This window comes from Pseudomonas sp. 10S4, from assembly GCF_034344865.1.
In the GTDB taxonomy this organism is placed as follows: domain Bacteria; phylum Pseudomonadota; class Gammaproteobacteria; order Pseudomonadales; family Pseudomonadaceae; genus Aquipseudomonas.
The window spans coordinates 4,504,235-4,529,510 of sequence record NZ_CP133774.1 but is presented as its reverse complement, the minus strand read 5'-3'; the positions used below and the strand labels follow the sequence as shown (position 1 = coordinate 4,529,510).

Here is a 25,276-nt window from a genome sequence, read left to right as displayed (position 1 = left end):
CGGATAGATGAAAGCAAGCCAAACACATCATCAAAAACAGTATTGCAGAAAAGGGGGAACCATAGATGTGGGAGCGGGCTTGCTCGCGAACAGGCCGTAACATTCAACATCAGCGGTGACTGACACACCGCCTTCGCGAGCAAGCCCGCTCCCACATTTGATCTGCATTGCCAATCATCAACGCCGTGTGATCACCACCTCCAGATACTCACTCGGCACCACCAGCGAAGCCTCCCCCGCTCGGTTCATCCGGTTCAGCAACTCGGCAAGGTCCCTTTCCAGCCCTATGGCGCCATCAACCGGCAACACCGCAAACGCCTTGTGCACCGGCCCATACCAGTTGCGGAAGGTGTCGATGAAGTGCGCAGCCGAGCGGTAGCGGAAGTTGAAAGTCCGGCGCGTCACTTGGGTCAGGAAGTCTTGGTCATTGAAGTGCGTGTGCAACCAGGCTTCGTTGCCCCAGTTCGACGGTGGTAACGCTACGGGCGGTGGCGGAACATGATGGGCAAGCACCTTGAACATCTGGCCGACAAAACCCTCCGGCGTCCAGTTGGCCAGGCCAATGCGCCCACCGGGGCGGCAGACCCGCGCCAGTTCGGTGGCGGCCTTGGGCTGGTCCGGCGCGAACATCACGCCGAAAGTCGACAGGACGGCGTCGAAACTGCCATCGTCGAAGGGCAGTGCTTCGGCGTCGGCGACTTGAAAAATCACCTCCAGCCGTTCGGCCCTGGCGCGGTCTTCACCGCGCTCCAGCAGCGCTGCCACATAATCGGTGGAGGTGACGTTGCAGCCTCGGCGGGCGGCGGCGAGTGTGGCATTGCCGTTACCGGCGGCGACGTCCAGCACCCGCTCATCACAGCGCAAGTCACAGGCTTCGGCCAGTTGCTCGCCGACGATCTGCAACGTGGTGCCGATCACGGCATAGTCGCCACTGGCCCAGGCGACCATCTGACGGTTTTTCAGGGCAACAAGATCAATAGGTATACTCATGAAGCGTGGCTCCCTCGCGGGTTGGAACACGGATCAGGCTTTGACGGACGACTACTCCGCCGTAGTGGGATCGATGATGTTCATGACCTGCGACACGCTGTTGGCCGGAAAACCGCCTTGCCTGGCATGTTCCCGAATGAGTTCTGCGTTCGGCGCGATGTACACGCAGTAGACCTTGTCCCCGGTGACGTAGCTCTGCAGCCATTGCACCTCGGGGCCTAACTCGCGCAGTACTTTGCAGGACGTTTGCGAGATCCCTTTCAGTTCCTGTTCTGACAGTGATCCCGCGCCTGGAATCTCGCGCTCAATAATGAACTTGGGCATGACAACCTCTCTTTCTTGTTATCGGTGACAGCTTCTTATGGGTGACAGCTTGGGGCAGTAACCCTGCTCCTCAACTATCGCCCCGTGGCATCGCCGCGTTGTGGCCGGTCGTCCGGTGATTGGCCTGAATCAGGCGTTCGCCGATGAATGGCGGTCGATCTGTTAAACCGGCGTAACACGCGCCTCGGGATTGCCGAAAGTCTGCACATTCCCTGTGGGAGCGGGCTTGCTCGCGAAGACGGCATCTCATCCAACATATTGGTTAACTGACAGTCCGCTTTCGCGAGCAAGCCCGCTCCCACAAGGGGACTTCGTCGCCTCCCACAGCGCTGCACACGCTGCGAACTAGACTTAATGATTACCCCGCAGGGGTTCATTCCCACGACCACCGCCCAGAGGCGTACGCCTCGAAAAACACTGCCTCTGGACCCTGATCCTTTCACAGGAGCACACGTGATGGACGAGGCCAGACTTAACGATTTCATGGGCAAACTGGTCAACGACATGGGCGGCGCGGCGATGCTGGCCAATGTCATTCTCGGCGAAGAACTCGGCCTCTATCGGGCCATGGCCGACAGCCAGCCAATCAGCCCCGAAACCCTCGCCGACAAGACCGGATGCAACCCGCGCCTATTACGCGAGTGGCTCAGTGCCCACGCCGCCTCCGGCTACATGGAACACCGTGACGGCCAGTTCCGCCTGCCCGAAGAGCAAGCCCTGGCGTTGGCGATCGAAGACTCCCCGGTGTACATCGCCGGCGGTATCGGGGTGGTCGCGTCGTTTTTCCATGACAAGGACAAACTGGTCAAAGCCATGCGCGGCAACGGTGCCCTGCCGTGGGGCGAGCACCATCCGTGCATGTTCAGCGGCACGGAACGGTTCTTCCGTCCCGGCTACAAGGCGCACCTGGTGGCCGAGTGGTTGCCGGCGCTAGAAGGCGTGGTCGCCAAACTGGAGGATGGCGCCAAAGTGGCGGACGTCGGCTGCGGCCACGGCGCGTCCACCGTGATCATGGCCCAGGCGTTCCCTAATTCGCGGTTCGTCGGGTTTGATTACCACGCGCCCTCCGTCACCGTGGCCACCCAGCGCGCCGGAGAAGGTGGTGTGGCCGGACGCGCGCGGTTCTTCCAGGGCACTGCCAAAAGTTACCCTGGCACCGACTATGACCTGGTCTGCTATTTCGATTGCCTGCATGACATGGGCGACCCGGTGGGTGCAGCACGGCACGCCTTTGACTCGCTGAAACCGGACGGCACGGTGCTGCTCGTGGAGCCCTACGCCAACGATACCCTCGACGACAACATCAACCCGATTGGTCGACTGTTCTACGCGGCCTCAACGTTCATCTGCACCCCGAACTCACTGTCCCAGGAAGTCGGCCTCGGGCTCGGCGCCCAGGCCGGCGAGGCGCGGTTGCGCAAGGTGTTCACCGAGGCCGGGTTCAAGCATTTCCGCCGGGCCACGGAAACGCCGTTCAACCTGATTCTGGAGGCGCGTAAATAACTACCGCACCCCGTAGGAGCTGCCGAAGGCTGCGTTCTTTTGATCTTGATCTTAAAAAACAAAGTCAAAAGATCGCGGCCTTCGGCAGCTCCTACGGGGGGACCAGCGTTTGATCCGTCGGGGTGATCGGCAAATGCTATCTTGCAAACACTCAAAGGCCCTGCGGAGTGTTGAACATGCTCGACCGCCCCATCCGCGAACAACTCGACCGCCTTCAGCAGTTAATGGCCGACCAGCCGTTCGCGGTCCTGACCGGTGCCGGCATCAGCACCTCGTCGGGCATTCCGGACTACCGTGACAACCAGGGCGTGCGCCGTGGCCGGCAACCGATGATGTATCAGGAGTTCCTCGCCGCCCCCGAGTCCCGGCGCCGCTATTGGGCACGGGCAATGCTCGGTTGGCCGCGAGTGCGCCTGGCCAACCCGAACGCGGCCCACGAGGCGCTGGCCAGTTTGCAGAGTTCGCGGCAGATCGGCGGGCGTGATCACCCAGAACGTCGACGGGCTGCACGACCAGGCTGGCAGTCATGACGTCATCGAACTCCACGGCAGCCTGCACCGGGTGCTGTGCCTGGACTGCGGCCAGCGCAGCGAGCGGGATGCGATTCAACAGCTGATGGAAGCGCAAAACCCGTACCTGGCCGGGGTCGATGCGGTGCAAGCGCCGGATGGCGACACCCTGCTCGACCCGGCGTTTGAAGCGCGGTTTCAGGTGCCACACTGTCCGCATTGCGGCGAGGCGCGGATGAAGCCGGACGTGGTGTTTTTCGGCGAGAACGTCGCTCAGGTAACGGCGGCCAAGGCCATGGCGGCGGTGGAGCAAGCGGCGGGGTTGCTGGTGGTGGGGTCGTCGTTGATGGCGTATTCGGCGTTTCGGTTGTGTCGGGCGGTGGTGGATCAGGGCAAGCCGTTGATTGCGATTAACCTGGGCAAGACCCGGGCGGATGACATTTTGGAGATGAAAATCGAGGCGTCCTGCGAAAAACTCCTGCCCTTGCTGACCCAACGACTGACCACTTAAAAACTGACGAAACCCGCTCCCACAGGGTTATGTGTTTATCCGGCAGACAGGCGTTGGCCCAGGTTTGCTTCCTTGAAAATATCAAACAACGCCTGCGCCGCCGCCGACAGTTCATGCCCCGGCTTGGTCAACACGCCAATCGCCCGCTCCACCACCGGGTCACGCAAAGTAATGCAGTGCGCGCCCGACTCCTGCATTTGCTGCCGGCACAGCGCCGGCACCGCGCTCACGCCCAACCCGCTGGCGACCATCCGTCCCACCGTCGCCAGTTGATGACTTTCAAACTCCACCGGCAACTTCATACCGCGAGCCTGCAAGTGTTCTTCGAGCATCACCCGCACTGTGGACGGTCGCTGCAAAGTGATAAACGGCTCCATCAACAAGGTCTGCCAGTCGATCTCCTCCAATTGCGTCAACGCCGAATCATGCGGCACCACCGCCACAAACCGGTCGATGTACAACGGCGTGAACTCCAGCGACGAGCTATGAGCCGGCTCAAACGAAACGCCTAGCTCCACTTGCCGATCGCGGACCATTTCCAGCACCTGCTCGTTGATCACGTCATTCACCGTGACGTTGACTTTCGGGTAACGCGCGCGGAAGGTCTTGAGGATCGGCGGCAGCAGGTTGCCGGCAAACGAAGGCATCGCCGCCACCGTCACGCGACCGCGCTGCAGAGTGAAACGTTGACGCAGTTCATCTTCGGCATTGTCCCAATCGGCGATCAGCCGACGGGCCAGCGGCAGCAGCGATTCACCCTCAGGCGTCAGCGCCACGTTGCGTGTGTTGCGGCTAAACAGGCGTCCGCCCAGGCCTTCTTCCAGGGCCTTGATGGTCAGGCTCAACGCCGATTGCGACAAGTGCAACCGCTCACAGGCCACGGCAAAACTCAGGCTCTGGGCCACGGCCAGAAAGGCTCGGATCTGCTTGACTGTCATCGTCGCTTTGCTCCAGTTGCGTAGGAGCTGCCGTAGGCTGCGATCTTTTGATCTTGATTTTCGGCGGCTTGAAGATCACAAAAGATCAACGTCAAAAGATCGCAGCCTTCGGCAGCTCCTACAGAGGTATTGGTGAGTTTTATCTATCAATCAACCTTAAAAATCAACTTAACAAATGAATACTCTGGCGAGACACTCATCCCCACTACGGCTAGCCAGCCGCCCATAAAGAATAAAAGAGGTGCATATGGCAGGTTTCGACAAGCGCGTGAGTTCCTACGAGGAAGCCCTTGCAGGTCTTGAAGACGGCATGACCGTGATCTCCGGCGGCTTCGGCCTGTGCGGCATCCCGGAAAACCTCATCGCCGAGATCAAGCGCAAAGGCACCCGCGACCTCCGGGTCGTCTCCAACAACTGCGGCGTCGACGGTTTCGGCCTCGGCGTACTGCTGGAAGACCGGCAGATTCGCAAGGTTGTCGCCTCGTATGTGGGCGAGAACAAGATGTTCGAAGAGCAACTGCTCAGCGGCGCCATCGAAGTCGACCTGACCCCTCAAGGCACCCTCGCTGAAAAAATGCGCGCGGGCGGCGCCGGCATCCCTGCCTTCTTTACTGCCACTGGCGTCGGCACCCCGGTTGCCGAAGGCAAGGAAGTGCGCGAATTCCACGGTCGCAAGTATCTGATGGAAGAATCCATCACCGGTGATTTCGCCATCGTCAAAGGCTGGAAAGCCGACCACTTCGGCAACGTGATCTATCGCCACACCGCCCAGAACTTCAATCCGCTGGCCGCCACTGCCGGCAAGATCACCGTGGTCGAAGTCGAAGAAATCGTCGAACCCGGCGAGCTGGAGCCGTCGCAGATCCACACCCCTGGCATCTACGTCGACCGGATCATTTGCGGCACGTTCGAGAAGCGCATCGAACAGCGCACCGTGCGTAAGTGATCCCCAGCCCCCGGCCCGAATGAAGGAATAACAACAATGGCACTTTCCCGCGAACAAATGGCTCAACGCGTCGCCCGCGAAATGCAAGACGGCTTTTACGTGAACCTGGGCATCGGCATCCCGACCCTGGTCGCCAACTACATCCCTGAAGGCATGGAAGTCATGCTGCAGTCGGAAAACGGCTTGCTCGGCATGGGTCCTTTTCCGACCGAAGAAACCATCGATGCCGACATGATCAACGCCGGCAAACAAACCGTGACAGCACGTATTGGCGCTTCGATTTTCTCCTCGGCCGAGTCCTTCGCGATGATCCGCGGAGGCCATGTCGACCTGACCGTACTGGGCGCCTTTGAAGTAGACGTGGAAGGCAATATCGCCTCGTGGATGATCCCCGGCAAACTGGTCAAGGGCATGGGCGGCGCGATGGACCTGGTGGCCGGCGCAGACAACATCATTGTCATCATGACCCACGCGTCCAAGGACGGTGAGTCCAAGCTGTTGTCCAAATGCAGCCTGCCGCTGACCGGCGCCGGCTGCATCAAGCGTGTGCTGACCGACCTCGCCTACCTCGAAATCAAGGACGGCGCGTTCATTCTCAAAGAACGTGCGCCGGGCGTTAGCGTCGAAGAAATTGTCGCCAAGACCGCCGGTAAACTGATCGTGCCGGATCACGTTCCGGAAATGCAATTCGCTGCCCAGTGAGGAATTTTTCCATGCAAGACGTCGTTATTGTTGCCGCCACCCGTACCGCCATTGGCAGTTTCCAGGGTGCCCTGGCGGGTGTGTCCGCCGTTGATCTGGGCGCTGCGGTGATCCGTCAGTTGCTGGCGCAAACCGGGCTGGACCCGACTCAAGTTGATGAAGTGATCATGGGCCAGGTGCTGACCGCCGGTGCCGGGCAAAACCCTGCGCGTCAGTCGGCGATCAAGGCTGGCCTGCCGTTCACCGTGCCGGCCATGACGTTGAACAAGGTCTGCGGCTCGGGTTTGAAAGCCCTGCACCTGGCGACCCAGGCGATTCGCTGCGGCGATGCCGACGTGATCATTGCCGGCGGCCAGGAAAACATGAGCCTGTCCAACTACGTGATGCCCGGCGCTCGCACCGGTCTGCGCATGGGTCACGCGCAAATCGTCGACACCATGATCAGCGACGGTCTGTGGGATGCGTTCAACGATTACCACATGGGCATCACTGCTGAGAACCTGGCGGACAAGTACAACCTGACCCGCGAGCAACAGGACGCTTTCGCCGCGGCCTCCCAGCAAAAAGCCACGGCAGCCATCGAAGCCGGGCGTTTTGTCGATGAGATCACGCCGATCCTGATCCCGCAGCGCAAGGGCGATCCACTGTCCTTCGCCACCGACGAACAGCCACGGGCCGGCACCACAGCCGAGTCCTTGGGCAAACTGAAACCGGCCTTCAAGAAGGACGGTTCGGTGACCGCCGGCAACGCCTCGTCGCTGAACGACGGCGCCGCTGCGGTGATCCTGATGAGCGCCGAAAAAGCCAAGGCCCTCGGCCTGCCGGTACTGGCGAAAATCGCTGCTTACGCCAACGCGGGCGTCGACCCGGCGATCATGGGCATCGGTCCGGTATCGGCTACCCGTCGTTGCCTGAGCAAGGCCGGCTGGTCGATTGACCAACTGGACCTGATCGAAGCCAACGAAGCCTTCGCCGCGCAATCCCTGGCAGTGGCCAAGGACCTGGAATGGGACTTGAACAAGGTCAACGTCAACGGCGGCGCCATCGCGCTGGGCCACCCTATCGGCGCGTCGGGTTGCCGAGTGCTGGTGACTTTGCTGCATGAAATGATCAAGCGTGACGCAAAAAAGGCCTCGCCACCCTGTGCATCGGTGGTGGTCAAGGCGTGGCACTGGCGATCGAACGGACTTAAAGCGTTCAACAGACGGCGCGGGGACCCACGAATATCCGTTCGCCGTCTGGCAACACCCCGGTGCTTCTGAGCCGCTGATTAGCTTTTTGTGGCGAGGGAGCTTGCTGTGGCGAGGGGCTTGCCCCCGTTGGAGTGCGTAGCGCTCCCAAAAATCTTCGACTATTACGGAGATTTTGGGGCTGCTGCGCAACCCAACGGAGGCAAGCCCCCTCGCCACAAAAGCTCCTTCGCCACAAGTGATCAGCGTCTGTGAGAGCGGTGTAGCTTCAGATGCACCGGGTTCTTTTTGTCTGGCATTCAGCCAAACTTCACCAGATTCAAAATCGGCAACGGCCCACCCGGGAACTGCGCCAGCCGTGCCCCGACACTCAGCGTCCCGAGGTCGATCCCGCAGAACCCCAGCCGCTCAATCAACTCCGCCACCTGAGCTTTCGCCTCGGCATCATCGCCCGAGAAAAACAGCACGCGCTTGCCGCCCTCCGCTGCCGGATCGCGATCCAGCAACCGAGCCACCAAGTGATTGAACGCCTTCACCACCCGCGCCCCCGGCACCCATTCGGCAAACACTTCGCTGGACGCGCGACCCTGCAAATCCCCCGCTTTATACGACGGCACCTCAATCGAGTTGTTGGCATCGATCACGATCCGTCCGGCAAAGTCCGGCAGGCCTGCCAGCGCCGTTGGCAGTTTCGGCCAGTTCACCGCGACCAACACGATGTCTTGCGCAGCCGCTTCTTCGCGAGTGCCGGCACGGGCGGTTGGTCCTAGTTCTTCCACCAGCGACGTCAGGGTATGCGGGCCACGGCTGTTCGCGATGACAAATTCGATGCCTTGACGGGACAGCGCTTTGGCGAAGACTGTACCGATAGCGCCAGCGCCGATGATTCCAATAGTGCTCATGATTGTTCACTCCAAGGGGTTGTCGTTGGAGTCGATACTGCGCTTGCCATTAGCACTTGATTAGCCGGTAATGGCTTGAATCATTTTCAAGCATTGCTAACAGGTGCCTGCCATGGAAACCCTCGCCAACCTCGAATCCTTTGTGCGCAGCGCCGAAACCGGCAGCTTTTCTGCCGCTGCGCGATTGCTCGCACTGACCCCCGCCGCCGTCAGCCGCAACGTGGCGACGCTCGAACGCAACATGGGCGTGCGGCTGTTCCAGCGCTCGACGCGCAAGCTGTCCCTGACCGAGGCCGGGGACAGCTTTCTGGCAAGCATCGGCGGCAATCTGGAGGCATTGCAGGCAGCGATCAGCGCGGTGAGCAGTGATCGCGGCGAGCCGGCGGGGGTACTCAAGGTCAGCCTGGCGCCGACCTTTGGGATCGGCCATGTGTTGCCGCTGCTGCCGGTTTTTCTGGCGCGTTATCCGTTGATCCGGCCGGAATGGCACTTCGAAAATCGCCAGGTGAACCTGATTGCCGAAGGTTATGACGCGGCCATTGGCGGTGGTTTTGAACTGACGCCCGGGGTCATCTCTCGCCGGCTGGCGACGGCGGATATCGTCGCCGTCGCCTCACCGGCTTACCTGGCCGGGCGCACCCTGCCCGCCAACCCGGCGGACTTGCTCGAACACGCCGGCATCGTGATGCGCGGCATGCGCACCGGGCGGATTCGTCAGTGGGTGATGCGCGATGGGGCCGGTCGTGAAGAGAGCGCTGTGCTGAACGAAAACATCGTCCTCAACGACCCGGCGGCGATGCGCGAAGCTGCTCTGCTTGGGCTGGGAGTGACGCTGCTGGTGCTGCCCGATGTGGTCACGCAGATCCAGCGCGGTGAGTTGGTGCGCTTGCTGCCGGGCTGGCACGCGGATGCGGGGCCGATCTCGCTGTACTACCCGAGCCGCACGCTGATGCCGGCCAAGACCCGGGGGTTTATCGATTTTGTGGTTGAAGCGTTTGGTGGGTAAACCGCGTTATCGTTCTTCGCGAGCAAGCCCGCTCCCACAGTGGATCTCCAGCGAACACAAAATCTGTGTACACCCCAATCCAATGTGGGAGCGGGCTTGCTCGCGAAGAGGTCAGCCCAGTCAACACACTTTCAGCGTCAAACCACCAACTGCAAAATCAACCAGGCATTCGCTGCACTGATCACCCCAAACAACCCCCACGCCAACACCCGCGTCGGCAGCCGATTCACAAACGGCCCCATCAGTTTCTGGTCGTTGGTCATGCTGATCAACGGGTACAACGCAAACGGCAGTTGCAGGCTCAGCACCACCTGACTCAACACCAACAGCTTGCCAATCGCGTTGTCGCCCATCAGCCACACGCCGATGAACGCCGGGATCAGCGCCAGCCCGCGAGTAATCAAACGCCGCTGCCAGCAAGGAATCCGCAGGTTCAGGTAACCCTCCATGATCACCTGCCCGGCGATGGTCCCGGTGAAGGTCGAGCTCTGCCCCGAGGCCAGCAGCGCGACGCCAAACAGCACGCTGGCCAAGGCCCCGCCCACCAGCGGATCGAGCAGGTGATAGGCGTCCTGGATGTCCACCACATCGCCATGCCCGGTGGCGTGAAACGCAGCCGCCGCCAGAATCAGAATCGCCGCGTTGACCAGCAACGCCAGGGCCAGGGAGCCGATGGTGTCGATGCGCGCCAGTTTGACCGCGTCCTGCTTGCTGGCCAGGTCGTGGCCGATCATCCGGGTTTGGACGATCGAGGTGTGCAAGTACAAGTTATGCGGCATCACCGTGGCCCCGAGAATGCCGATAGCGATGTACAGCGGCGCCGCATCGCCGATGGCCGACAATGACGGCGTGAAGCCACGGGCGACGTCCGGCCAGTAGGGTTTGATCAGCATCAGCTCGACGAAGAAACACACGCCAATGGTGGCGACCAGTACCAGCATGATCGCTTCGAGCCGGCGGAAGCCACGGTTCTGCAAGGCCAGCACCAGCAGCGTGTCGAACGCGGTCAGCGCGATGCCGAAGGTCAGCGAGCAGCCGAGCAACAAATGGAATGCCAGGGCGCAGCCAAGCACTTCGGCCAGATCCGTGGCGATGATCGAGATTTCCGCCAGCACCCATTGCGTGCGGGCGGTGCGAGTGCTGTAGCGCTCGCGGGATAATTGCGCCAGGTCACGCCCGGTGGCAATGCCCAGTCGCGAACACAAACACTGCACGACCATCCCCGCCAGGCTCGCCAGCAACACCACGAACAACAAGCTGTAGCCAAAGCGCGAACCGGCCTCGATGGCCGTCGCCCAGTTGCCCGGGTCCATGTAGCCGATCGACACCAGCAAGCCCGGGCCGGCAAAGCGCAGCAGGCGCTTGAAGAACGTAGCGCTGGGGTCAACGGCAACACTGCCGGCCACTTCCGGCGGGCAAAACGGCGCCGTGGCGACTTTGGGCAAAAAACTGAAGTTCACGCAAACATCCGTCGACAGGTGGAAAGGCGCAGCTTAGACGTTCCGACCACTCCCAGGCTATACACCACCCGGCGTAGGAGCTGCCGAAGGCTGCGATCTTCGGCCATTTCAATCTCGCCAAAGATCAAGATCAAAAGATCGTCCGAACGCGGCCCGAGCCTTCGGCAGCTCCTTGGGGATCACGATTTCCTCAAGGCTTGGCGGTGCCCAATAATTGCTGGCGCAACTCGGGATTGCGGGTGCGCGGGTCGAGCCAGATGTCAAAGAAGGCTCGGGCGAATTGCGGGTCTTTCACTTCGTGTTGCAACTGCTGGCCGACAAAGAAGCGTGCGCCCTGCCCCGGCAAATACACGCCGGTGATGCGGGTGCCCGCCTGGACATCGACGAACGACTGCTGCATCTGGATCTGCCAGCCGGCCAGTTGTTCAGCGCTGACCGAGGAGCCGGACAACCGTTTGATTTCATCGACGCTGGCCTTCACCAGATCGTCCCGGGAAATGTTGCGCTGGTAGATCAGCTCCAGAGCAAATGGCTGGTCCGGTGCCAAGGGCCGCGCCGCACTCCAGAGCCGGGCGTTGTAGACGTCAAAACCGAACACCCGAAACTCACCGGCACCCACGATCTGCGCGCCGGGCAGTGCGTCTTGCCAACTGGCCAGCGCGTGCGTGCCGAGCAACACGAGCAGCCAGAGACTGTGACGAAGGCGCGATGGTGATCTGTTCATGATGGCTCGATGTACGTTGAAGACCTCTTTAAAACTTATACGCTAAAGGCTGTTCTGGACAATTTCTGAAAACCTATTTTTGTATACAAAACCCATAAACCCCTAGAGCAATCCATCGCCCGCGATGCTAACGTGGCCGCCTCACACAGGTCGGAGGTGCGTGCGTGCTGATGCTCAAACTGCTGGTGATTCCCGGGTTTCTGCTGCTGATTTCCTTGGCGGGCAAACGTTGGGGGCCGAGCGTGGCCGGTTGGTTGTCGGGGCTGCCGGTGGTGGTCGGGCCGATTCTGTTTTTCCTCGCCATTGAACAAGGCCAGGTGTTTGCCGCCCAGGCCGCGACCGCCGCGCTCTCAGCGATGTTCGCGATGATTGCCTTCTGCGTGACGTACGCCCAAGTCGCTCAACGAACCGGTTGGCCGTGGGCGCTGGCGACGTCCATGCTGGTGTGGGCCACGGCGGCCATCGTGCTGTCGCTGATCCCGCCGTCCCTGACGTTCTCGGTCATCGCCGCCGCCACTGCCCTGCTGGCGGCGCCGTACCTGTTTCCGTCGGTCCAACCGATTGTTTCAGGGGTAAAGCCCAAGTCCGACAAACTGCTGCTGCGCATGGTCGCCGGGGCTTTGCTGACGTTGGCCGTCACGTTACTGGCCAGTACCGTGGGCGAGCGCTGGAGCGGATTGCTCGCGGTGTTCCCGGTACTCGGCAGCGTGATGGCGGTGTTCTCCCAACAAACCCGCGGTCCGGCCTTCACTGCCGCACTGTTGCGCGCCACCGCCACTGGCATGTACTCGTTCGCGGCGTTCTGCCTGGTGCTGGCGCTGACATTACCCCGCCTCGGTTTGAGCGCATTTGCCCTTGGGGTGGCGGTGTCCGTGGGCATGCTCGGGGTGACCCGGCGTTTGTTGGCGAAACCGGCACCCACCACTCGTTCGATGACTTCGAACGAGTAGACCAACAACCTCGTACGTCAATCGAACGGGTTTCGCCCACCATCAGCCTCAGTTCAAACCCACTGACTGAGGCCTGACCCATGAAATTCTTTTTCCACCCTTCGCCCAACCCGATGAAAGTCGCCCTGCTGCTGGAAGAGCTGCAAACGCCCTATGAGTTGATCGGCGTTGATACCTTCAAAGGCGAACAACACCTGCCGGGGTTCCTGGCGATCAACCCGAACGCGAAGGTCCCGGCCCTGGTGGACGGCGACGCCACGGTGTTCGACTCCCAGGCGATCCTGCTGCACCTGGCGCAAAAACATCAGCGCTTCCTGCCGACCTCGGTGGCGGGTCAGGCTGAGCTGCTGTCCTGGCTGATGTTCATCGGCACCGGCCTGTCGCCGTTCTCCGGTCAAGCCGTGCACTTCCTGCACCACGCGCCGGAAGACCTGGCCTACGCGAAAAACCGTTATCTGAAAGAAGTCGAACGCCACTACCGCGTGCTCGACCAGCGCCTGACCGATCATCAATACCTGGCCGGCGACAGCTACAGCATCGCCGACATGGCGCTCTGGGGCTGGGCCAACTACGCGCCGTACGTCCTCGGCGAAAACGGTCTGGCGGCGTACCCGAACGTCAAGCGCCTGTTCGACGAAATCAGCGCCCGCCCGGCGGCCCAGCGTGCTCACGGGTTGAAGGAACAACTGGTGCTCAAGGCTGAGTTCGATGAAGAAACCCGCCGCAATCTGTTTCCGCAAAATCAGGTGCAATAACCCGATTGAGCTGATCAGTTACATCCCCTGTGGGAGCGGGCTTGCTCGCGAAATCGGTGGTTCAGTCAACATGGGCATTGACTGACACGACGCCTTCGCGAGCAAGCCCGCTCCCACAGGTTTTTGCGTTTGAACAGACAGCTGCGGAATTCGGGCTGGAGTGACCCACAACCTCCATGGGATGATCGCCACCTAGCGCGACCATCCCTGGAGAGTTCCGATGTCATTGTTCAGTAAAAAAGCCGTTGTCCTGTTGCTGACGGCGGTTGCCAGCCTGGGGGCCGTGACTGCTTATGCCGCCAAGGCCACCGGCGACGCGGCGCCCGCCAAGGTTTCGATGCTCGGCGGCAAGTTCACGTTCACCCTGCCCAAGGGCTTCGTGGCCAACCCGCTGCCGTCCGGCGCGACCGGCGCAACGGGCACCATGTACGCCAACGAGGCCACCAAAACCGTGGTGATCGCGGCTGAAAACAATCTGCCCCCTGGTGTCACCGTCAAGGACAACGACGGCGATTTCCTCGACAACACGGCGTCCGAATTCGATGCGGCACAACGCAAGGCCCTGCCGGACTTCAACAAGTTGAGCGAAAAAAGCCTGACCCAGAAAAGTACCGGCCTGGGTTTACGCCAGGTTGACAGCACCGCCACTCAGGGCGGCGGCAAGACCCTCACCTCCACGCTGATGGCCGGGTCCGGCAGCCGAATGGCGGTGATTCAGATCATCTCGCGCCCGAACGACAAGGCGGCTCACGACACACTGGTCAACCAGATCACCGGCAAGTAAACCCGTTCGAATCAGGGGTTGAGCCGCAGCAACCAGGCGTTCAAGTCCTGAATCTCGGCAGCGCTGATGTTGTGGCCCAAGCCTTCGTAGCCATGGAATTCTGGCTTGAGTGACAGGTGCTGCAACAGGCTGTCGGCGTCAGTGCCGTCGACGTAAGGCAAGCGTTTGTCCACGGTGCCATGACCGATGAAAATCGCCAGTTGTTGGCGTTTTTCATCCGGTTTTTTGAGCTCGGATTTGAGCACCGGCAGAATCCGCCCGCTCAACGCGGCAATCCCGCCCACGGCCTCCGGATGACGCAAACCCACCTCGTAGGACATGATCGCGCCCTGGCTGAACCCCACCAGAAACACCTTGTTGGCGTCGGTGTGATACTTCTTCGCCGCTTGAGCGATGAAATCCAGCAACACCTGGCCGCTGGTCTTCAGATCATCGGTCTCACCGTTGTAGGCGCCTTCGCCCTTTTTGCGAAACCACTGATAACTGTCCTCATCCAACGCCACCGGTGCCTGCACCGACAGGTAGTTGTACTGCGCCGGCAAGTCATCCTTGATCCCGAACAGGTCCCGCTCGTTACTGCCGTAACCGTGGAGAAAAATCACCAACGGCTGGTTGTGCGAATCAGGGTTGGCTTGCTCCAGGTATTTGAGCGGCAGATCAGTGTGCAACGGGGTTTCAGCGTGGACCGTGGCGGACGCCAGGAGCATGAACAGAGCGAGAAACTTAAGCATAAATCTTCCTTCACAGGGCGCAGGATTCGGGGGATACCCTAACATCGAGCGGCGAGCCTGGGGATTTTCGGTGTTACGGATGCCGTCTTCGCGAGCAAGCCTGCCCCCACATTGGAACGCGATCAACTGTGGGAGCGGGCTTGCCCGCGAAGAGGCCGGGACAAACAGCGAAGATGCTGGATCAGTCGTTAGTCAACTTCCCAACCCGAAACGGCTCACGCCCGGCAACTTTCGCCTGCCACGTCCCCGGCTCGGTGTAGCGCCCCCGATCAATCGCAAACAGCACGCCACTGGTCCCGGCCTTCACGGTCGTTACCCGGTCGTTCAACGGGTCGACCACTTCAAACAGCGCATCGCCCTGCTCCACCCATTCACCGGCCTCGCGCAGGAAGCTGACCACGCCGTGGTGCGGGGCGAACAGGTACTCGGTGCCGGCGAACGGCATACCTTCGCAGCACTCGCTCGGGGCTGCAGGCCAGGTGCCTTTGATGAAGTCGTGCTCGGCGAGGAACCCCAGAATCGCCTCGCAATTGGCCTGGGCCTGATCGACCCGGGTGTCGCCCATGCTGCCCAGTTCCAGCGTCGTCGCCAGGTTGGCGGGTGGGATCGCCGCCTCAGGGAAGGCCCGTGCCAAACGCAGCCATGGCGTCGAACAGGATTCATCGAACGAGCTGCCGCCCGAGTCTTCGCACAACAATGCCACGCCCGCCTTCAAGCGCGCCGCCAGGGATTGCCACTGCGGCCAGTGTTGCGGCAAGGCGTAGATGTGAATCGCTGCATCGAAGTCGCAATGCAAATCCAGAGTGATATCGGCATCGCAAGCATGGCGCAGCAGCAAGCGGTGCATGGCTTCCAGTTGCGACGCCGGTGCCGGCAAGTCGTCGAGCACCTGGCCCATGGTCTGGCGAATCAGCGCGATGTTGGCTTCGGCATCGTCGCCCAACTGAGCACCGATCAACGCGGCCACCGGAGCACTCAATTCGACGAACGCACGGTTGAAATTCTTGCCGCTGCCCAGTTCGAAACGGCCCATATGGGCGCCTTGCAAATGCTGATCGAGGCCGATCGGGTTGGCCACCGGCACCAATTCGATTACGCCCTGCAACTGGCCCTGGGCTTCGAGTTCGGCCAGGCGCTTCTTCAGCTCCCAGGCCGTGCGCATGCCCGGCAGTTCGTCGGCGTGCAGGCTGGCCTGGATGTAAACCTTGCGGGCGCCCGCGCCATAACGAAACACGCTGAGGCTGCGCTCGGTGCCCAGATGACTCCAGGGCAGTGGATGGTCGATGCGTTGCATGGGAACTCCGATAGTCAGAACGATGAGATCCACTGTGGGAGCGGGCTTGCTCGCGAAGGCGTCGTGTCAGTCAGTATTGATGTTGCCTGACACACCGCTTTCGCGAGCAAGCCCGCTCCCACAGGTTCCTCTTCTGAGGAAGATTGGCATAAAAAAGTGGCCACCGCGTCAACGGTGGCCACTTTTTTAAACGGCTGGGTTACTCGCCGCCGTACACATCAAAGTTGAAGTACTTGTCCTGCACTTGCTTGTACTTGCCGTTGGCACGGATCTCGGTGATAGCGGTGCTGAATTTGTCAGCCAGCTCCTTGTCACCCTTGCGCACAGCGATACCGGCGCCGCCACCGAAGTACTTGGCGTCTTCGTAGGTCGGGCCGACGAACGCGAAACCTTTACCGGCGTCGGTTTTCAGGAAACCGTCGTCCAGGTTGACCGAATCAGCCAGCATCGCGTCGAGGCGGCCGGAGACCATGTCCAGGTTGGCTTCCTGCTGGGAGCCGTAACGCACCAGGACAATCCCGGCCGGTTGCAGCACTTCAGTGGCGAAGCGGTCGTGGGTACTGGCACGCAGCACACCGACTTTCTTGCCCTTGAGTTCGGTCAGCGGGTCCTTCACGTCGGTGCCTGCCTTCATCACGAAGCGCGCCGGGGTGTGATAGTACTTGATGGTGAAGTCGACGTTTTTCTTGCGGTCGTCAGTGATGGTCATGGACGACAGGATCGCGTCGATTTTCTTCACTTTCAGGGCCGGGATCAGGCCGTCGAACTCTTGCTCGACCCACACGCACTTCACTTTCATCTGCTCGCACAGCGCGTCGCCGATGTCCACGTCGAAACCGGTGAGTTTGCCGTCAGGGGTTTTCATCGAGAATGGCGGGTAACCGGCTTCGATACCGATGCGGATCGGCTTGGCGTCTTCGGCCACGGCGGTCAGGGACAACATCGACAGTGCCAGGGCACCGAACATCACTAGCTTCTTCATTTATAACTCCTGTGTGCGGAGGCTTTTATTGGCAGCTTTCGATTGGCAGTTTCGGTGTGTGAGAACCGAAGTGGCCGGCAGTCTATTGCGGCTGCCGCAGGGCAAATTGTTCCTAAGCGACAAATATTTATAGAAAAGTGGTTCGTCGATTGGACTGTTTAGAAGCGTGCGCCACTGCGGTGCAAGGACTGTAGGACAAGACCCGATTTTGGATAAAACCTACAGAATTTTGGCTCTGATCCGACTGAATAGTCGCAAAGAAAACCGGCGCTGAGTGTCACTGGCGATGAAGGCTGTTTTGCGGCACATTGAGCGCCACCTGCCCCCGCTTAAGAGAACTGTGATGCCCGAATTGAACCTGATCCAGCACCACCCTGCCGAAGGTCCCGGTGCGATTGCCGAATGGGCGAAGCTGCGCGGGATCACGCTGAAGGTTTTTCGCGCCGATCTTGGGCAGTTGCCGTCGGTGAGTGCGGGGCCGGTGGTTCTGTTGGGCGGGCCATACGAATCCAACGCTGGGCCAGAGTGGCTGGAGAATGAACGACAGTGGCTGGCGGCCAGTCTGGATCAAGGCGCGGCGGTGTTTGCGATTTGCCTGGGGGCACAGTTATTGGCCTTGAACCTGGGCGGGAAGGTGCGGCGCATGGCCGACACGGAAACGGGCTGGACGTTGGTGACGTTCACTGATGGCCAGGTGCTGAAGGTGCTGGAATGGCACGAAGATGCAATCGATTTGCCGCCCGGCGCGCAGTTACTGGCCAGCAGTGAGGCGTGTGAGCAGCAGATGTATCGGGTCGGGCCGACGCGAGTGGGGTTGCAGTTTCACCCGGAGTGGGATGCCGAGTCGGTGGTGATGCTCAATCAGCATTTTGGCGAGGAATCGCCGTTGCCACGGGATCAGGATGACAGTGCTGCGCATGCGGCGGTGTTTGAGTGGTTGCGGGGGGCGCTGGATGGCTGGTGGGCTGACTCATCAACCCAACGCTAAACCCACGATCAAACCCTTGTGGTGAGGGGGCTTGCCCCCGTTGGAGTGCGCAGCGCTCCCCAAAAATCCTGGACCGTTACCGAGATTTTTGGGGCGGCTTCGCCACCCAACGGGGGCAAGCCCCTCGCCACAGAAGCTCTCTATCCACAATTGATTAGCGGTATTTGATGATCAGCATTCACAACCGATTGACGTCGGCACCCCCTCGACACTCAACTCAAACCCCTCATCCAGCCACCCCGTCACCCCGCCAATCATCTCTTTGACCGGGTAGCCCAACGCCGCCAGTTTCACCGCGGCCTTGTTGGCACCGTTGCAATGTGGTCCGGCGCAATACACCACAAACAAAGTGTTTTTCGGATAAACCGCCAAACCATCAGCCTTCATCAAACGCCCCGGAATATTGATCGCCCCCGGCACATGCCCCCGCTCAAAAGCCAGCGGGCCGCGCGTGTCCACCAACACAAAATCCACCTCGCCGGCCTGTTGGCTGCCATAGACGTCGGAACAATCGGTTTCAAAGGTCAGGCGATTGCTGAAATGCATCAGGGCAATGGCCGACGGGGCTGCAGAAATCTCGCGAACAAGGCTGGTCATGGGCTGTACTCCAAAGTCTCGGTGGGTGTAGGCAGACTTTATCTATCCGTCACTTGCCGCTAAAGTGGCGTACAAGACACCTACCGGGAACTTTCCGCCAAATGCTGCCCAACCCTGGATTAGTCGCGATTCTTGCCTACGACGGCCTCTGCACTTTCGAGTTCGGCATTGCCGTGGAGATCTTCGGCCTGGCCCGGCCGGAGTTCGATTTCCCTTGGTATGAACATCAGATCGTCGCCGTGGATGAAGGCCCGATGCGCGCCATGGGTGGCATTCAGGTGCTGGCGGACGGTGGCATGCCACTGCTGGAACGCGCCCGAACCGTCATCGTGCCCGGTTGGCGCGATCGTCAGGCACCGGTGCCTGAGGCGCTGCTCGGCGCACTCCGTCAGGCCCATGCCCGAGGCGCGCGGTTGTTGTCGATCTGCTCCGGGGTGTTCGTGCTGGCGGCCACTGGCCTGCTGGACGGTCACCGCGCCACTACCCATTGGCGCTACACCACGGAACTGGCCGAGCGCTTTCCGAACATTCAAGTCGACCCGGACGTGCTGTATGTCGATTCGGGTCAGTTGATCACCTCGGCCGGCAGCGCTGCCGGTATCGACGCCTGTCTGCATTTGGTGGCGCGGGACTTTGGCACTCAGGTGGCCAACTCGGTGGCGCGGCGACTGGTGATGTCGCCGCAGCGCACCGGCGGTCAGGCGCAGTTTATTCCTACACCGGTCAGTCCAACGCCGCGCAGTGATTTGTCACGTGTCATGCAGTGGGCGCGGGAGCGTTTGCATGAACCGCTGGAGGTGCGCGACCTCGCCAGTGAGGCGGCAATGAGTGAACGCACCTTTCTGCGCCGCTTCACCGAAGCCAGCGGCCAGTCGCCGAAGACCTGGTTGCAGCATCAACGCCTGGCCCGGGCCCGGGAGTTGCTGGAAAGCACCCGCCAGAACACCGAGCAGATTGCCGAGCATTGCGGGTATCGTTCGGTGGAGAGTTTCCGGGTGGCGTTTCGCAGCGTGGTCGGGGTGCCGCCGTCGGTGTATCGGGAGCGGTTTGGGCGCGGGGTACAAGCCGTTTTTTGAGGTGTTCTTGCGGGCCTCTTCGCGAGCAAACCCGCTCCCACATTAGGTCTGTGTCGTTCACAAAACCAATGTGGGAGCGGGCTTGCTCGCGATGGCGTCCAACCAGACACCGCCAAACTCAAGGCTTGCGCAACAAATAGGTATCCATAATCCACCCATTCGCCAACCGCGCCGCCTTGCGCACCCGTTCAATCTCATCCGCCACATCCTTGAGCTTGCCGCTGATAAGGATTTCATCCGGCGTGCCCAAGTAAGCCCCCCAGTAAATCTCCGTCTCCTGATCCGCCACCCGATGGTAGGAATCTTCCGCATCGAGCATCACCACCAGGCTATCCGCATCACTCACCTGCCCCGCCGCCAGCCGCCGGCCCGTGGTGATTTCAATCGAGCGCCCGATGCGATTCAACGACACCTTATGTTGCGCCGCCAACGCCTGAACGCTGGTGATTCCGGGGATCACTTCGAACTCAAACTCGCAGTGCCTCGAGGCCAGAATCGCCTGCAAGATACGCACGGTGCTGTCGTACAACGCGGGGTCGCCCCACACCAGGAAACCGGCGCACTGGCCGTCAGTCATTTCCTCGTTGATCAGCCGTTCGAAGGTGTTCTGCTTGGCCAGGTTCAGATCCTCGACACTGGCCTTGTAGTCTACGTCGCCACGCTCGCGTTCCGGGCTGTGGGCTTCGACGAAGCGGTAGTCGCGATCGGTGATGTAGCGCTCACAGATGTCACGCCGCAGATCGATCAACTTGTCTTTGCTCTGGCCCTTGTCCATGAGGAAAAACACGTCCGCCCGATTCAGCGCCTTTACCGCCTGCATCGTGATGTAGTCCGGGTTGCCGGCGCCAATGCCGATCACCAACAAAGTTTTCATCAAAACGCTCCTTCAGCCTCAGTGCTCATCAAGCGTAGCCGCCAGCGCCCGGTGAACCGCAACTCGATGGTCGACAACGGCTCAACGTCGATCAGGTTGAATGCGGTGCTCTGCAGCACATGCGCCAGCGCGGCGCGAACCACGTAAGGGTGGGTGATGGCGACGATGTGGCCCGGTGTCGCCTCCAACGTTGCCAGCCACGCCGCCACCCGCTCACCGAGTTGCACCACCGATTCGCCGCCGTGGGGGGCAGAATGCGGGTCTTCCAGCCATGCCACGAGCGTATCGGGTTCGGTTTTTTGCAGATCGGTGATTCGCACACCTTGCCAGCGGCCAAAATCGCAGTCCCTCAAGGCCTCGACCACTTGCGCATCACTGCCAAACAGTTCAGCGGTCTGGCGGGTTCGGGCTTCGGGACCACACAGCAGGCGCGGCGCGACCTTGGAAGATCCGCGACGGGAACACTTCGCCGATTGCCAAACCATTTCCACTGGCTCATCTGTAGGAAAACGCGCCAGTTTTTGTGCGACGGTTCGCGCGTGGCAAATCAAGGTCAAACGGGTCACCTGCACGGAAAATCACCCTGTTGTTGAATATGTGAAACGGCAAAACGCCGCAAACAATCGGCCAATTGTGCTGTAAGACGGGCCTTTGAGGGCGTTTCATTTGGCTCAATTGCCTCGGGCAGACAGCCTATTTCAATCATGAAAAACGGTAATCTCCGACACCGCTATGGGCAATGTCCTACAAGCCCTGTCGACATCCACGTAGGACCCATGGCACGGGGGTTTCGCCCCGTTTTGGGGCCTGACACTGGCGTGCAAAAATTCACTAGACATGTAGTGTGAGTTACATAAATACTGTTTTAGTGAATTGTGAAATGAAACCGACACACCCATCCAGCAGGAGCCCGGATGCCCCCTCTTAGAGACCTGATCACCGATCCCGGCCTGGACCTTACGCCTTCGGAACGCAAAGTCATCCGCGCCTTGCTGGACCAGTACCCGCGTAACGGACTGGGCCCGATGTCGCGATTGGCCGAGCACGCCGGTGTCAGCGATCCGACCATTGTGCGACTGGTCAAAAAACTTGGCTTTAGCGGTTACGCCGAGTTCCAGGACGCGTTGCTCAGCGACATGGACCACCGCTTGCGCTCCCCAAGCACCCTGTTGCAACCCCGCGCCCACCTGCAAAAAGATGATCCGTGGAGCCATTATCTGGCGGAAACCCATCGCTCCATGGTGGAAACCCAGGCCCTGACGCAACCTGAAGATGTACGGATTCTGGTGGAATGGTTGCTCGACGCTCGCCATCAAGTGCATTGCTTCGGCGGGCGTTTCAGCAGTTTCCTCGCCCACTATTTGCTCAACCATTTGCGCCTGCTGCGCCCCGGCTGTTTTGCCCTGGAAGACAACGCCCAGTTGCCGGACCGACTGTTCGACGTACAGCGCCAGGACGTGGTGCTGGTGTTCGATTATCGCCGCTACCAGTCCCAGGCCTTGCGGGTGGCCAGTGCCGCGAAAAATCGCTATGCGCGGGTAGTGCTGTTCACCGACATCTATACCTCGCCGTTGCGGGAAATGGCCGATTTGATCATCAGCTCGCCGGTGGAGTCGGTCTCGGCGTTCGACACCCTGGTCCCGGCGCTGGCGCAGGTTGAAGCACTGATTGCTTGCCTGACCTTGCGCAGCCCCGATCTGGCCGATCGCCTGGAAGGCATCGATGCCCTGCGTTCTGAATTCGACACCCATCTACTGGAGGAAAAATAAGGATGTTTACGCTCCCCCACCGCTCGCCGCGCGACCTGCCTTTTGTCACTGACCACACCGCGCTGTTGCTGGTCGACATGCAGCGGGCCTGGCTCGAACCGCAGTTCGACCCGCACCTCAACGACCCCGACGCCGAATATTTCCTGACTCGCACTCACATGCAGGTAGTGCCCAATCAGCGGCGGTTGCTCAGCGCCTTTCGCAGCGCCCGGCAGAACGTAGTACATACCCTGATCGAAAGCCTCACCGCCGATGGCCGCGACCGTTCCCTGGACCACAAACTCTCGGACATGCACCTGCCCAAAGGATGCCCGCAGGCGCGAATCATCGAGGACCTGACCCCGGAAGAAAACGAAGTCGTGCTGCCGAAAAGCTCCTCGGGGGTCTTCAACTCCACCAACATCGACTACGTGTTGCGCAACCTCGGGGCGCGGCATCTGGTCATCGCCGGCATCGTCACCGACCAGTGCGTCGACATGGCGGTGCGTGACGCCGCCGACCGTGGCTACCTGGTGACGCTGGTGGAAGACGCCTGCGCCACTTACACCCCGGAACGGCATCAGGCCTGCCTCAACGCGATCAAAGGTTATTGCTGGATTACGGACACGCAAACCGTGCTCGCCCGTCTGCAGGAGATGCAGCCATGAGCGCGCGCCTGCTGCCCGTCCCGATGACCACGATTGTCACCACCGACCTGATCGGCGTGACCCGCGGTCGCTCCTTTCCCACCGATGAGCTGGAGCACTATCAAGCCGCCGGTATCGGCTGGGTGCCCGCCAACAGCGCACTGACCCCGCAAGACGTCATCGCCTCGGCCAGTCCGTGGGGCGCTTACGGTGACTTGCGATTGATTCCGGACATGGGCAGCCGGGTGACCGTCAGCAACGGCCCGGACGCCAATGCCCCGCCTCTGGACTTCATCCATGGCGACCTCTGCGAAACCGATGGCCGGCCGTGGGCCACATGCCCGCGCACCCTGCTGCGCAACGAAGTGGAACGTTATAGGGCCGAGTTGGGGGTGCAGGTCAACGCCGCGTTCGAACACGAATTCAACCTGGACAGCGGCGATGCCGATTGTCGGGCGTTCTCCCTTGAAGCCCAGCGCCAGGGTGCCGAATTCGGCGGCTGGTTGCTCAGCGCTTTGCGCGCGGGTGGCGTGGAGCCGGAGATGTTCCTGCCGGAATACGGCAAGCATCAATACGAAATCACCTGCCGCCCGGCGCTCGGTGTCGCCGCCGCCGACCGTGCGGTGAACGTGCGCGAAATCACCCGGGAAGTCGCTCGGCAAATGGGCGTGGACCTGAGCTTCGCGCCGAAGACCACCGAACATGCAATGTGCAACGGTGTGCATTTGCACATCAGCCTGCAAGACCTCGCCGGGCAACCGCTGCTGTACGACGCCGGCACCACCAATGGCCTGTCGACCCTCGGCCAGCACTGGGCCGCCGGGATCCTGCATTACTTGCCGGCTCTCTGCGCCATAACCGCGCCGACGCCGGTGTCCTACAAGCGCTTGCTGCCCCATCACTGGAGCGCTTCCTATGCCTGCCTCGGCCAGCGCAACCGCGAAGCGGCGCTGCGGATCTGCCCGACGGTAACCCTGGGCAGTAAATCCGTAGCCGCGCAGTACAACCTCGAATTTCGTGCCATGGACGCCACCGCCTCGCCGCACCTGGCCATGGCCGCACTGCTGATTGCCGGACGCCTGGGCATCGAACAACGCCTGGCACTGAATGCAATCACTGATGAAATCCCCGATGCCCTGAATGAAGAACAACGCCAGGCCCGGGGCATTGTTGCCCTACCCGCCTCTCTGCCCCAGGCCCTGGACTGCCTGCGCAACAGTGAGGCGCTGATCGAAGCGTTGCCCAAGGCACTGCTCGACTCTTATTTCGCCCTGAAAACCGAGGAACTGACGCTGACGGAACAGCTCTCGCCCGCCGACCTTTGTGAGCACTATGCCCGTCTGTACTGAACCTGCTGAACTTGGGCTCTACACCAAGCCCCCGTACACCTTGATCCGGGAAGCCTCCGAGCACCCGCTGATTCTGGTGTGCGAACACGCCAGCCGTTTTATTCCGCCGGCGTTGAATGATCTGGGTTTGAGCTTTGAAGCCGCCCGTGAGCACATCGCCTGGGACATCGGTGCCCTGGCGCTGGCTGAGCGCTTGTCCGAAACACTCGGCGTGACGCTGCTGGCGGCCAACTACTCACGGCTGTTGATTGACCTCAATCGCCCACGCCATGCCCCGGACAGCATTCCGGGTCAGAGCGAGATTTATCAGGTGCCGGGCAACCAGCAACTGAGTGAAGCCACCCGGGAGTACCGCCGGGAAACGTTGTTCAAGCCGTTTCACACCCGCTTGCAAAGCCTGATCGACGAGCGCGTGGCGCAAGGGCGAGCAGTTCGAGTGGTGGGGATTCACAGTTTCACCCCGATTTATTACGGTCAGCCCCGGTTGCTGGAAGCCGGCGTGCTGTTTGGCGGGGCCCGGAATTACGCCCAACGGGTGATCGACGGGTTGAGCCGGCATTCGAAGAAAGTGGCCGGCAATCAGCCGTACAAGATAGACCCTCTGGGGGACATGACCGTGCCGGTGCACGGCGATGCTCGCGAGCTGGAATCGGTGTTGATCGAGGTGCGCAACGATCTGCTGCGCACGCCCGAGGCAATTGAACGCTGGAGCGGATACCTCGCCCCCTTGCTGTAGGAAAAAAGTAAACGTTGTGCGCTGTAGCGGAATAAAAACTAAAAGTTGCCCGATGGAATG

General features: G+C 60.9%; 25 protein-coding genes and 2 pseudogenes. 15 read left to right on the top strand and 12 right to left on the bottom strand.

The genetic code is table 11. The features are described 5' to 3' along the window. Positions 1-177: 177 nt before the first annotated feature. Together RHM58_RS21295 and RHM58_RS21290 are read right to left on the bottom strand one after the other, a co-directional pair. Positions 178-990: a class I SAM-dependent methyltransferase gene (locus RHM58_RS21295; protein WP_322268096.1), complete on the bottom strand. Its 813-nt coding sequence runs from the start codon at positions 988-990 to the stop codon at positions 178-180. A gap of 51 nt (positions 991-1,041) precedes the next feature. Then, positions 1,042-1,314: a DUF4242 domain-containing protein gene (locus RHM58_RS21290; RefSeq protein WP_201255256.1), complete on the bottom strand. Its 273-nt coding sequence runs from the start codon at positions 1,312-1,314 to the stop codon at positions 1,042-1,044. A 456-nt stretch (positions 1,315-1,770) separates the two neighbouring features. Between RHM58_RS21290 and RHM58_RS21285 the strand changes: the two genes are divergently transcribed. Beyond that, the gene (locus tag RHM58_RS21285; RefSeq protein WP_322268095.1) at positions 1,771-2,817 is read left to right on the top strand and encodes a class I SAM-dependent methyltransferase; all 1,047 of its coding nucleotides are present in this window, start codon (positions 1,771-1,773) and stop codon (positions 2,815-2,817) included. 176 nt (positions 2,818-2,993) lie between these two features. After that, positions 2,994-3,837: pseudogene (locus RHM58_RS21280) on the top strand (NAD-dependent protein deacetylase). Between the two features lie 35 nt (positions 3,838-3,872). Here RHM58_RS21280 and RHM58_RS21275 read toward each other — a convergent pair. After that, the gene (locus RHM58_RS21275; RefSeq protein WP_201202523.1) at positions 3,873-4,775 is read right to left on the bottom strand and encodes a LysR family transcriptional regulator; all 903 of its coding nucleotides are present in this window, start codon (positions 4,773-4,775) and stop codon (positions 3,873-3,875) included. A gap of 247 nt (positions 4,776-5,022) precedes the next feature. Between RHM58_RS21275 and RHM58_RS21270 the strand changes: the two genes are divergently transcribed. The 3 genes and pseudogenes from RHM58_RS21270 (at position 5,023) to RHM58_RS21260 (ending at position 7,615) form a co-directional block, all read left to right on the top strand. Further along, positions 5,023-5,721: a CoA transferase subunit A gene (locus RHM58_RS21270; RefSeq protein WP_322268093.1), complete on the top strand. Its 699-nt coding sequence runs from the start codon at positions 5,023-5,025 to the stop codon at positions 5,719-5,721. A 36-nt stretch (positions 5,722-5,757) separates the two neighbouring features. Further along, positions 5,758-6,423 carry a CoA transferase subunit B gene (locus tag RHM58_RS21265; RefSeq protein ID WP_090182831.1) on the top strand — a complete coding sequence of 222 codons (666 nt, stop codon included), beginning with the start codon at positions 5,758-5,760 and terminating at the stop codon, positions 6,421-6,423. 11 nt (positions 6,424-6,434) lie between these two features. Further along, positions 6,435-7,615, top strand: a pseudogene (locus RHM58_RS21260) (acetyl-CoA C-acetyltransferase). A 297-nt stretch (positions 7,616-7,912) separates the two neighbouring features. Here RHM58_RS21260 and RHM58_RS21255 read toward each other — a convergent pair. After that, the gene (locus RHM58_RS21255; protein WP_201255252.1) at positions 7,913-8,515 is read right to left on the bottom strand and encodes an NADPH-dependent F420 reductase; all 603 of its coding nucleotides are present in this window, start codon (positions 8,513-8,515) and stop codon (positions 7,913-7,915) included. 112 nt (positions 8,516-8,627) lie between these two features. Between RHM58_RS21255 and RHM58_RS21250 the strand changes: the two genes are divergently transcribed. Then, entirely contained in the window at positions 8,628-9,521 is an 894-nt protein-coding gene (locus RHM58_RS21250) for a LysR family transcriptional regulator (RefSeq protein WP_322268091.1), read from the top strand. Between the two features lie 137 nt (positions 9,522-9,658). Here the strand turns inward: RHM58_RS21250 and RHM58_RS21245 are convergent, their stop codons facing one another. After that, positions 9,659-10,981: an Nramp family divalent metal transporter gene (locus RHM58_RS21245; RefSeq protein ID WP_201255250.1), complete on the bottom strand. Its 1,323-nt coding sequence runs from the start codon at positions 10,979-10,981 to the stop codon at positions 9,659-9,661. Positions 10,982-11,171: 190 nt separating this feature from the next. Next, positions 11,172-11,705 (bottom strand): chalcone isomerase family protein, encoded by a 534-nt coding sequence (locus RHM58_RS21240; RefSeq protein ID WP_201255249.1) that lies wholly within the window; start codon positions 11,703-11,705, stop codon positions 11,172-11,174. Positions 11,706-11,869: 164 nt separating this feature from the next. Here RHM58_RS21240 and RHM58_RS21235 point away from each other — a divergent pair, with 164 nt between their 5' ends. From RHM58_RS21235 to RHM58_RS21225, 3 genes are all read left to right on the top strand, one after another. Continuing rightward, positions 11,870-12,655 (top strand): hypothetical protein, encoded by a 786-nt coding sequence (locus RHM58_RS21235; protein ID WP_322268090.1) that lies wholly within the window; start codon positions 11,870-11,872, stop codon positions 12,653-12,655. A gap of 80 nt (positions 12,656-12,735) precedes the next feature. Further along, positions 12,736-13,410: a glutathione S-transferase family protein gene (locus RHM58_RS21230; RefSeq protein WP_322268089.1), complete on the top strand. Its 675-nt coding sequence runs from the start codon at positions 12,736-12,738 to the stop codon at positions 13,408-13,410. Positions 13,411-13,630: 220 nt separating this feature from the next. Then, positions 13,631-14,194, top strand: coding sequence for a hypothetical protein (locus RHM58_RS21225; protein WP_322268088.1), 564 nt, complete (start codon positions 13,631-13,633; stop codon positions 14,192-14,194). Positions 14,195-14,205: 11 nt separating this feature from the next. Here RHM58_RS21225 and RHM58_RS21220 read toward each other — a convergent pair whose 3' ends face one another. The 3 genes from RHM58_RS21220 to RHM58_RS21210 form a co-directional block, all read right to left on the bottom strand. After that, positions 14,206-14,925: an alpha/beta hydrolase gene (locus tag RHM58_RS21220; RefSeq protein WP_201255245.1), complete on the bottom strand. Its 720-nt coding sequence runs from the start codon at positions 14,923-14,925 to the stop codon at positions 14,206-14,208. 181 nt (positions 14,926-15,106) lie between these two features. Then, positions 15,107-16,219: a M14 family metallopeptidase gene (locus tag RHM58_RS21215; RefSeq protein ID WP_322268087.1), complete on the bottom strand. Its 1,113-nt coding sequence runs from the start codon at positions 16,217-16,219 to the stop codon at positions 15,107-15,109. Positions 16,220-16,418: 199 nt separating this feature from the next. Next, entirely contained in the window at positions 16,419-17,201 is a 783-nt protein-coding gene (locus RHM58_RS21210) for an ABC transporter substrate-binding protein (RefSeq protein WP_201202514.1), read from the bottom strand. 343 nt (positions 17,202-17,544) lie between these two features. Here RHM58_RS21210 and RHM58_RS21205 point away from each other — a divergent pair, with 343 nt between their 5' ends. Beyond that, positions 17,545-18,189 (top strand): type 1 glutamine amidotransferase, encoded by a 645-nt coding sequence (locus RHM58_RS21205; protein WP_322268086.1) that lies wholly within the window; start codon positions 17,545-17,547, stop codon positions 18,187-18,189. Positions 18,190-18,360: 171 nt separating this feature from the next. Here the strand turns inward: RHM58_RS21205 and RHM58_RS21200 are convergent, their stop codons facing one another. Next, a complete protein-coding gene (locus tag RHM58_RS21200; protein WP_201255243.1) occupies positions 18,361-18,786 on the bottom strand; it encodes a rhodanese-like domain-containing protein in 426 nt (141 codons plus the stop codon). 101 nt (positions 18,787-18,887) lie between these two features. Between RHM58_RS21200 and ftrA the strand changes: the two genes are divergently transcribed. Further along, entirely contained in the window at positions 18,888-19,862 is a 975-nt protein-coding gene (ftrA, locus tag RHM58_RS21195; RefSeq protein WP_322268085.1) for a transcriptional regulator FtrA, read from the top strand. Positions 19,863-19,980: 118 nt separating this feature from the next. Here ftrA and cobF read toward each other — a convergent pair whose 3' ends face one another. Continuing rightward, positions 19,981-20,736 carry a precorrin-6A synthase (deacetylating) gene (cobF, locus tag RHM58_RS21190; RefSeq protein ID WP_322268084.1) on the bottom strand — a complete coding sequence of 252 codons (756 nt, stop codon included), beginning with the start codon at positions 20,734-20,736 and terminating at the stop codon, positions 19,981-19,983. Next, the gene (locus tag RHM58_RS21185) at positions 20,736-21,308 is read right to left on the bottom strand and encodes a histidine phosphatase family protein (RefSeq protein ID WP_201255242.1); all 573 of its coding nucleotides are present in this window, start codon (positions 21,306-21,308) and stop codon (positions 20,736-20,738) included. The genes cobF and RHM58_RS21185 overlap by 1 nt, the downstream gene beginning before the upstream one ends. 342 nt (positions 21,309-21,650) lie before the next feature. Between RHM58_RS21185 and RHM58_RS21180 the strand changes: the two genes are divergently transcribed. The 4 genes from RHM58_RS21180 to RHM58_RS21165 are packed head-to-tail and all read left to right on the top strand — an operon-like array spanning position 21,651 to position 25,216. Then, positions 21,651-22,505: a MurR/RpiR family transcriptional regulator gene (locus tag RHM58_RS21180; RefSeq protein WP_201202498.1), complete on the top strand. Its 855-nt coding sequence runs from the start codon at positions 21,651-21,653 to the stop codon at positions 22,503-22,505. Between the two features lie 2 nt (positions 22,506-22,507). Then, positions 22,508-23,152, top strand: coding sequence for a cysteine hydrolase family protein (locus tag RHM58_RS21175; protein WP_201202496.1), 645 nt, complete (start codon positions 22,508-22,510; stop codon positions 23,150-23,152). After that, entirely contained in the window at positions 23,149-24,480 is a 1,332-nt protein-coding gene (locus tag RHM58_RS21170; protein WP_201202494.1) for a glutamine synthetase family protein, read from the top strand. The genes RHM58_RS21175 and RHM58_RS21170 overlap by 4 nt, the downstream gene beginning before the upstream one ends. Beyond that, entirely contained in the window at positions 24,464-25,216 is a 753-nt protein-coding gene (locus RHM58_RS21165; RefSeq protein WP_201255241.1) for an N-formylglutamate amidohydrolase, read from the top strand. The genes RHM58_RS21170 and RHM58_RS21165 overlap by 17 nt, the downstream gene beginning before the upstream one ends. Positions 25,217-25,276: the final 60 nt, after the last annotated feature.

Excerpts from the sequence above, each read along its gene's own strand:
- RHM58_RS21165 (WP_201255241.1), top strand. The coding sequence starts at position 24,464 with ATGCCCGTCTGTACTGAACCTGCTGAACTTGGGCTCTACACCAAGCCC.
- RHM58_RS21210 (WP_201202514.1), bottom strand. The coding sequence starts at position 17,201 with ATGAAGAAGCTAGTGATGTTCGGTGCCCTGGCACTGTCGATGTTGTCC.
- RHM58_RS21275 (WP_201202523.1), bottom strand. The coding sequence starts at position 4,775 with ATGACAGTCAAGCAGATCCGAGCCTTTCTGGCCGTGGCCCAGAGCCTG.
- RHM58_RS21225 (WP_322268088.1), top strand. The coding sequence starts at position 13,631 with ATGTCATTGTTCAGTAAAAAAGCCGTTGTCCTGTTGCTGACGGCGGTT.
- RHM58_RS21175 (WP_201202496.1), top strand. The coding sequence starts at position 22,508 with ATGTTTACGCTCCCCCACCGCTCGCCGCGCGACCTGCCTTTTGTCACT.
- RHM58_RS21180 (WP_201202498.1), top strand. The coding sequence starts at position 21,651 with ATGCCCCCTCTTAGAGACCTGATCACCGATCCCGGCCTGGACCTTACG.
- RHM58_RS21170 (WP_201202494.1), top strand. The coding sequence starts at position 23,149 with ATGAGCGCGCGCCTGCTGCCCGTCCCGATGACCACGATTGTCACCACC.
- RHM58_RS21200 (WP_201255243.1), bottom strand. The coding sequence starts at position 18,786 with ATGACCAGCCTTGTTCGCGAGATTTCTGCAGCCCCGTCGGCCATTGCC.
- cobF (WP_322268084.1), bottom strand. The coding sequence starts at position 20,736 with ATGAAAACTTTGTTGGTGATCGGCATTGGCGCCGGCAACCCGGACTAC.
- RHM58_RS21285 (WP_322268095.1), top strand. The coding sequence starts at position 1,771 with ATGGACGAGGCCAGACTTAACGATTTCATGGGCAAACTGGTCAACGAC.
- RHM58_RS21255 (WP_201255252.1), bottom strand. The coding sequence starts at position 8,515 with ATGAGCACTATTGGAATCATCGGCGCTGGCGCTATCGGTACAGTCTTC.
- RHM58_RS21215 (WP_322268087.1), bottom strand. The coding sequence starts at position 16,219 with ATGCAACGCATCGACCATCCACTGCCCTGGAGTCATCTGGGCACCGAG.
- RHM58_RS21205 (WP_322268086.1), top strand. The coding sequence starts at position 17,545 with ATGCCCGAATTGAACCTGATCCAGCACCACCCTGCCGAAGGTCCCGGT.
- RHM58_RS21230 (WP_322268089.1), top strand. The coding sequence starts at position 12,736 with ATGAAATTCTTTTTCCACCCTTCGCCCAACCCGATGAAAGTCGCCCTG.
- RHM58_RS21250 (WP_322268091.1), top strand. The coding sequence starts at position 8,628 with ATGGAAACCCTCGCCAACCTCGAATCCTTTGTGCGCAGCGCCGAAACC.
- RHM58_RS21220 (WP_201255245.1), bottom strand. The coding sequence starts at position 14,925 with ATGCTTAAGTTTCTCGCTCTGTTCATGCTCCTGGCGTCCGCCACGGTC.
- ftrA (WP_322268085.1), top strand. The coding sequence starts at position 18,888 with ATGCTGCCCAACCCTGGATTAGTCGCGATTCTTGCCTACGACGGCCTC.
- RHM58_RS21240 (WP_201255249.1), bottom strand. The coding sequence starts at position 11,705 with ATGAACAGATCACCATCGCGCCTTCGTCACAGTCTCTGGCTGCTCGTG.
- RHM58_RS21290 (WP_201255256.1), bottom strand. The coding sequence starts at position 1,314 with ATGCCCAAGTTCATTATTGAGCGCGAGATTCCAGGCGCGGGATCACTG.
- RHM58_RS21270 (WP_322268093.1), top strand. The coding sequence starts at position 5,023 with ATGGCAGGTTTCGACAAGCGCGTGAGTTCCTACGAGGAAGCCCTTGCA.
- RHM58_RS21295 (WP_322268096.1), bottom strand. The coding sequence starts at position 990 with ATGAGTATACCTATTGATCTTGTTGCCCTGAAAAACCGTCAGATGGTC.
- RHM58_RS21265 (WP_090182831.1), top strand. The coding sequence starts at position 5,758 with ATGGCACTTTCCCGCGAACAAATGGCTCAACGCGTCGCCCGCGAAATG.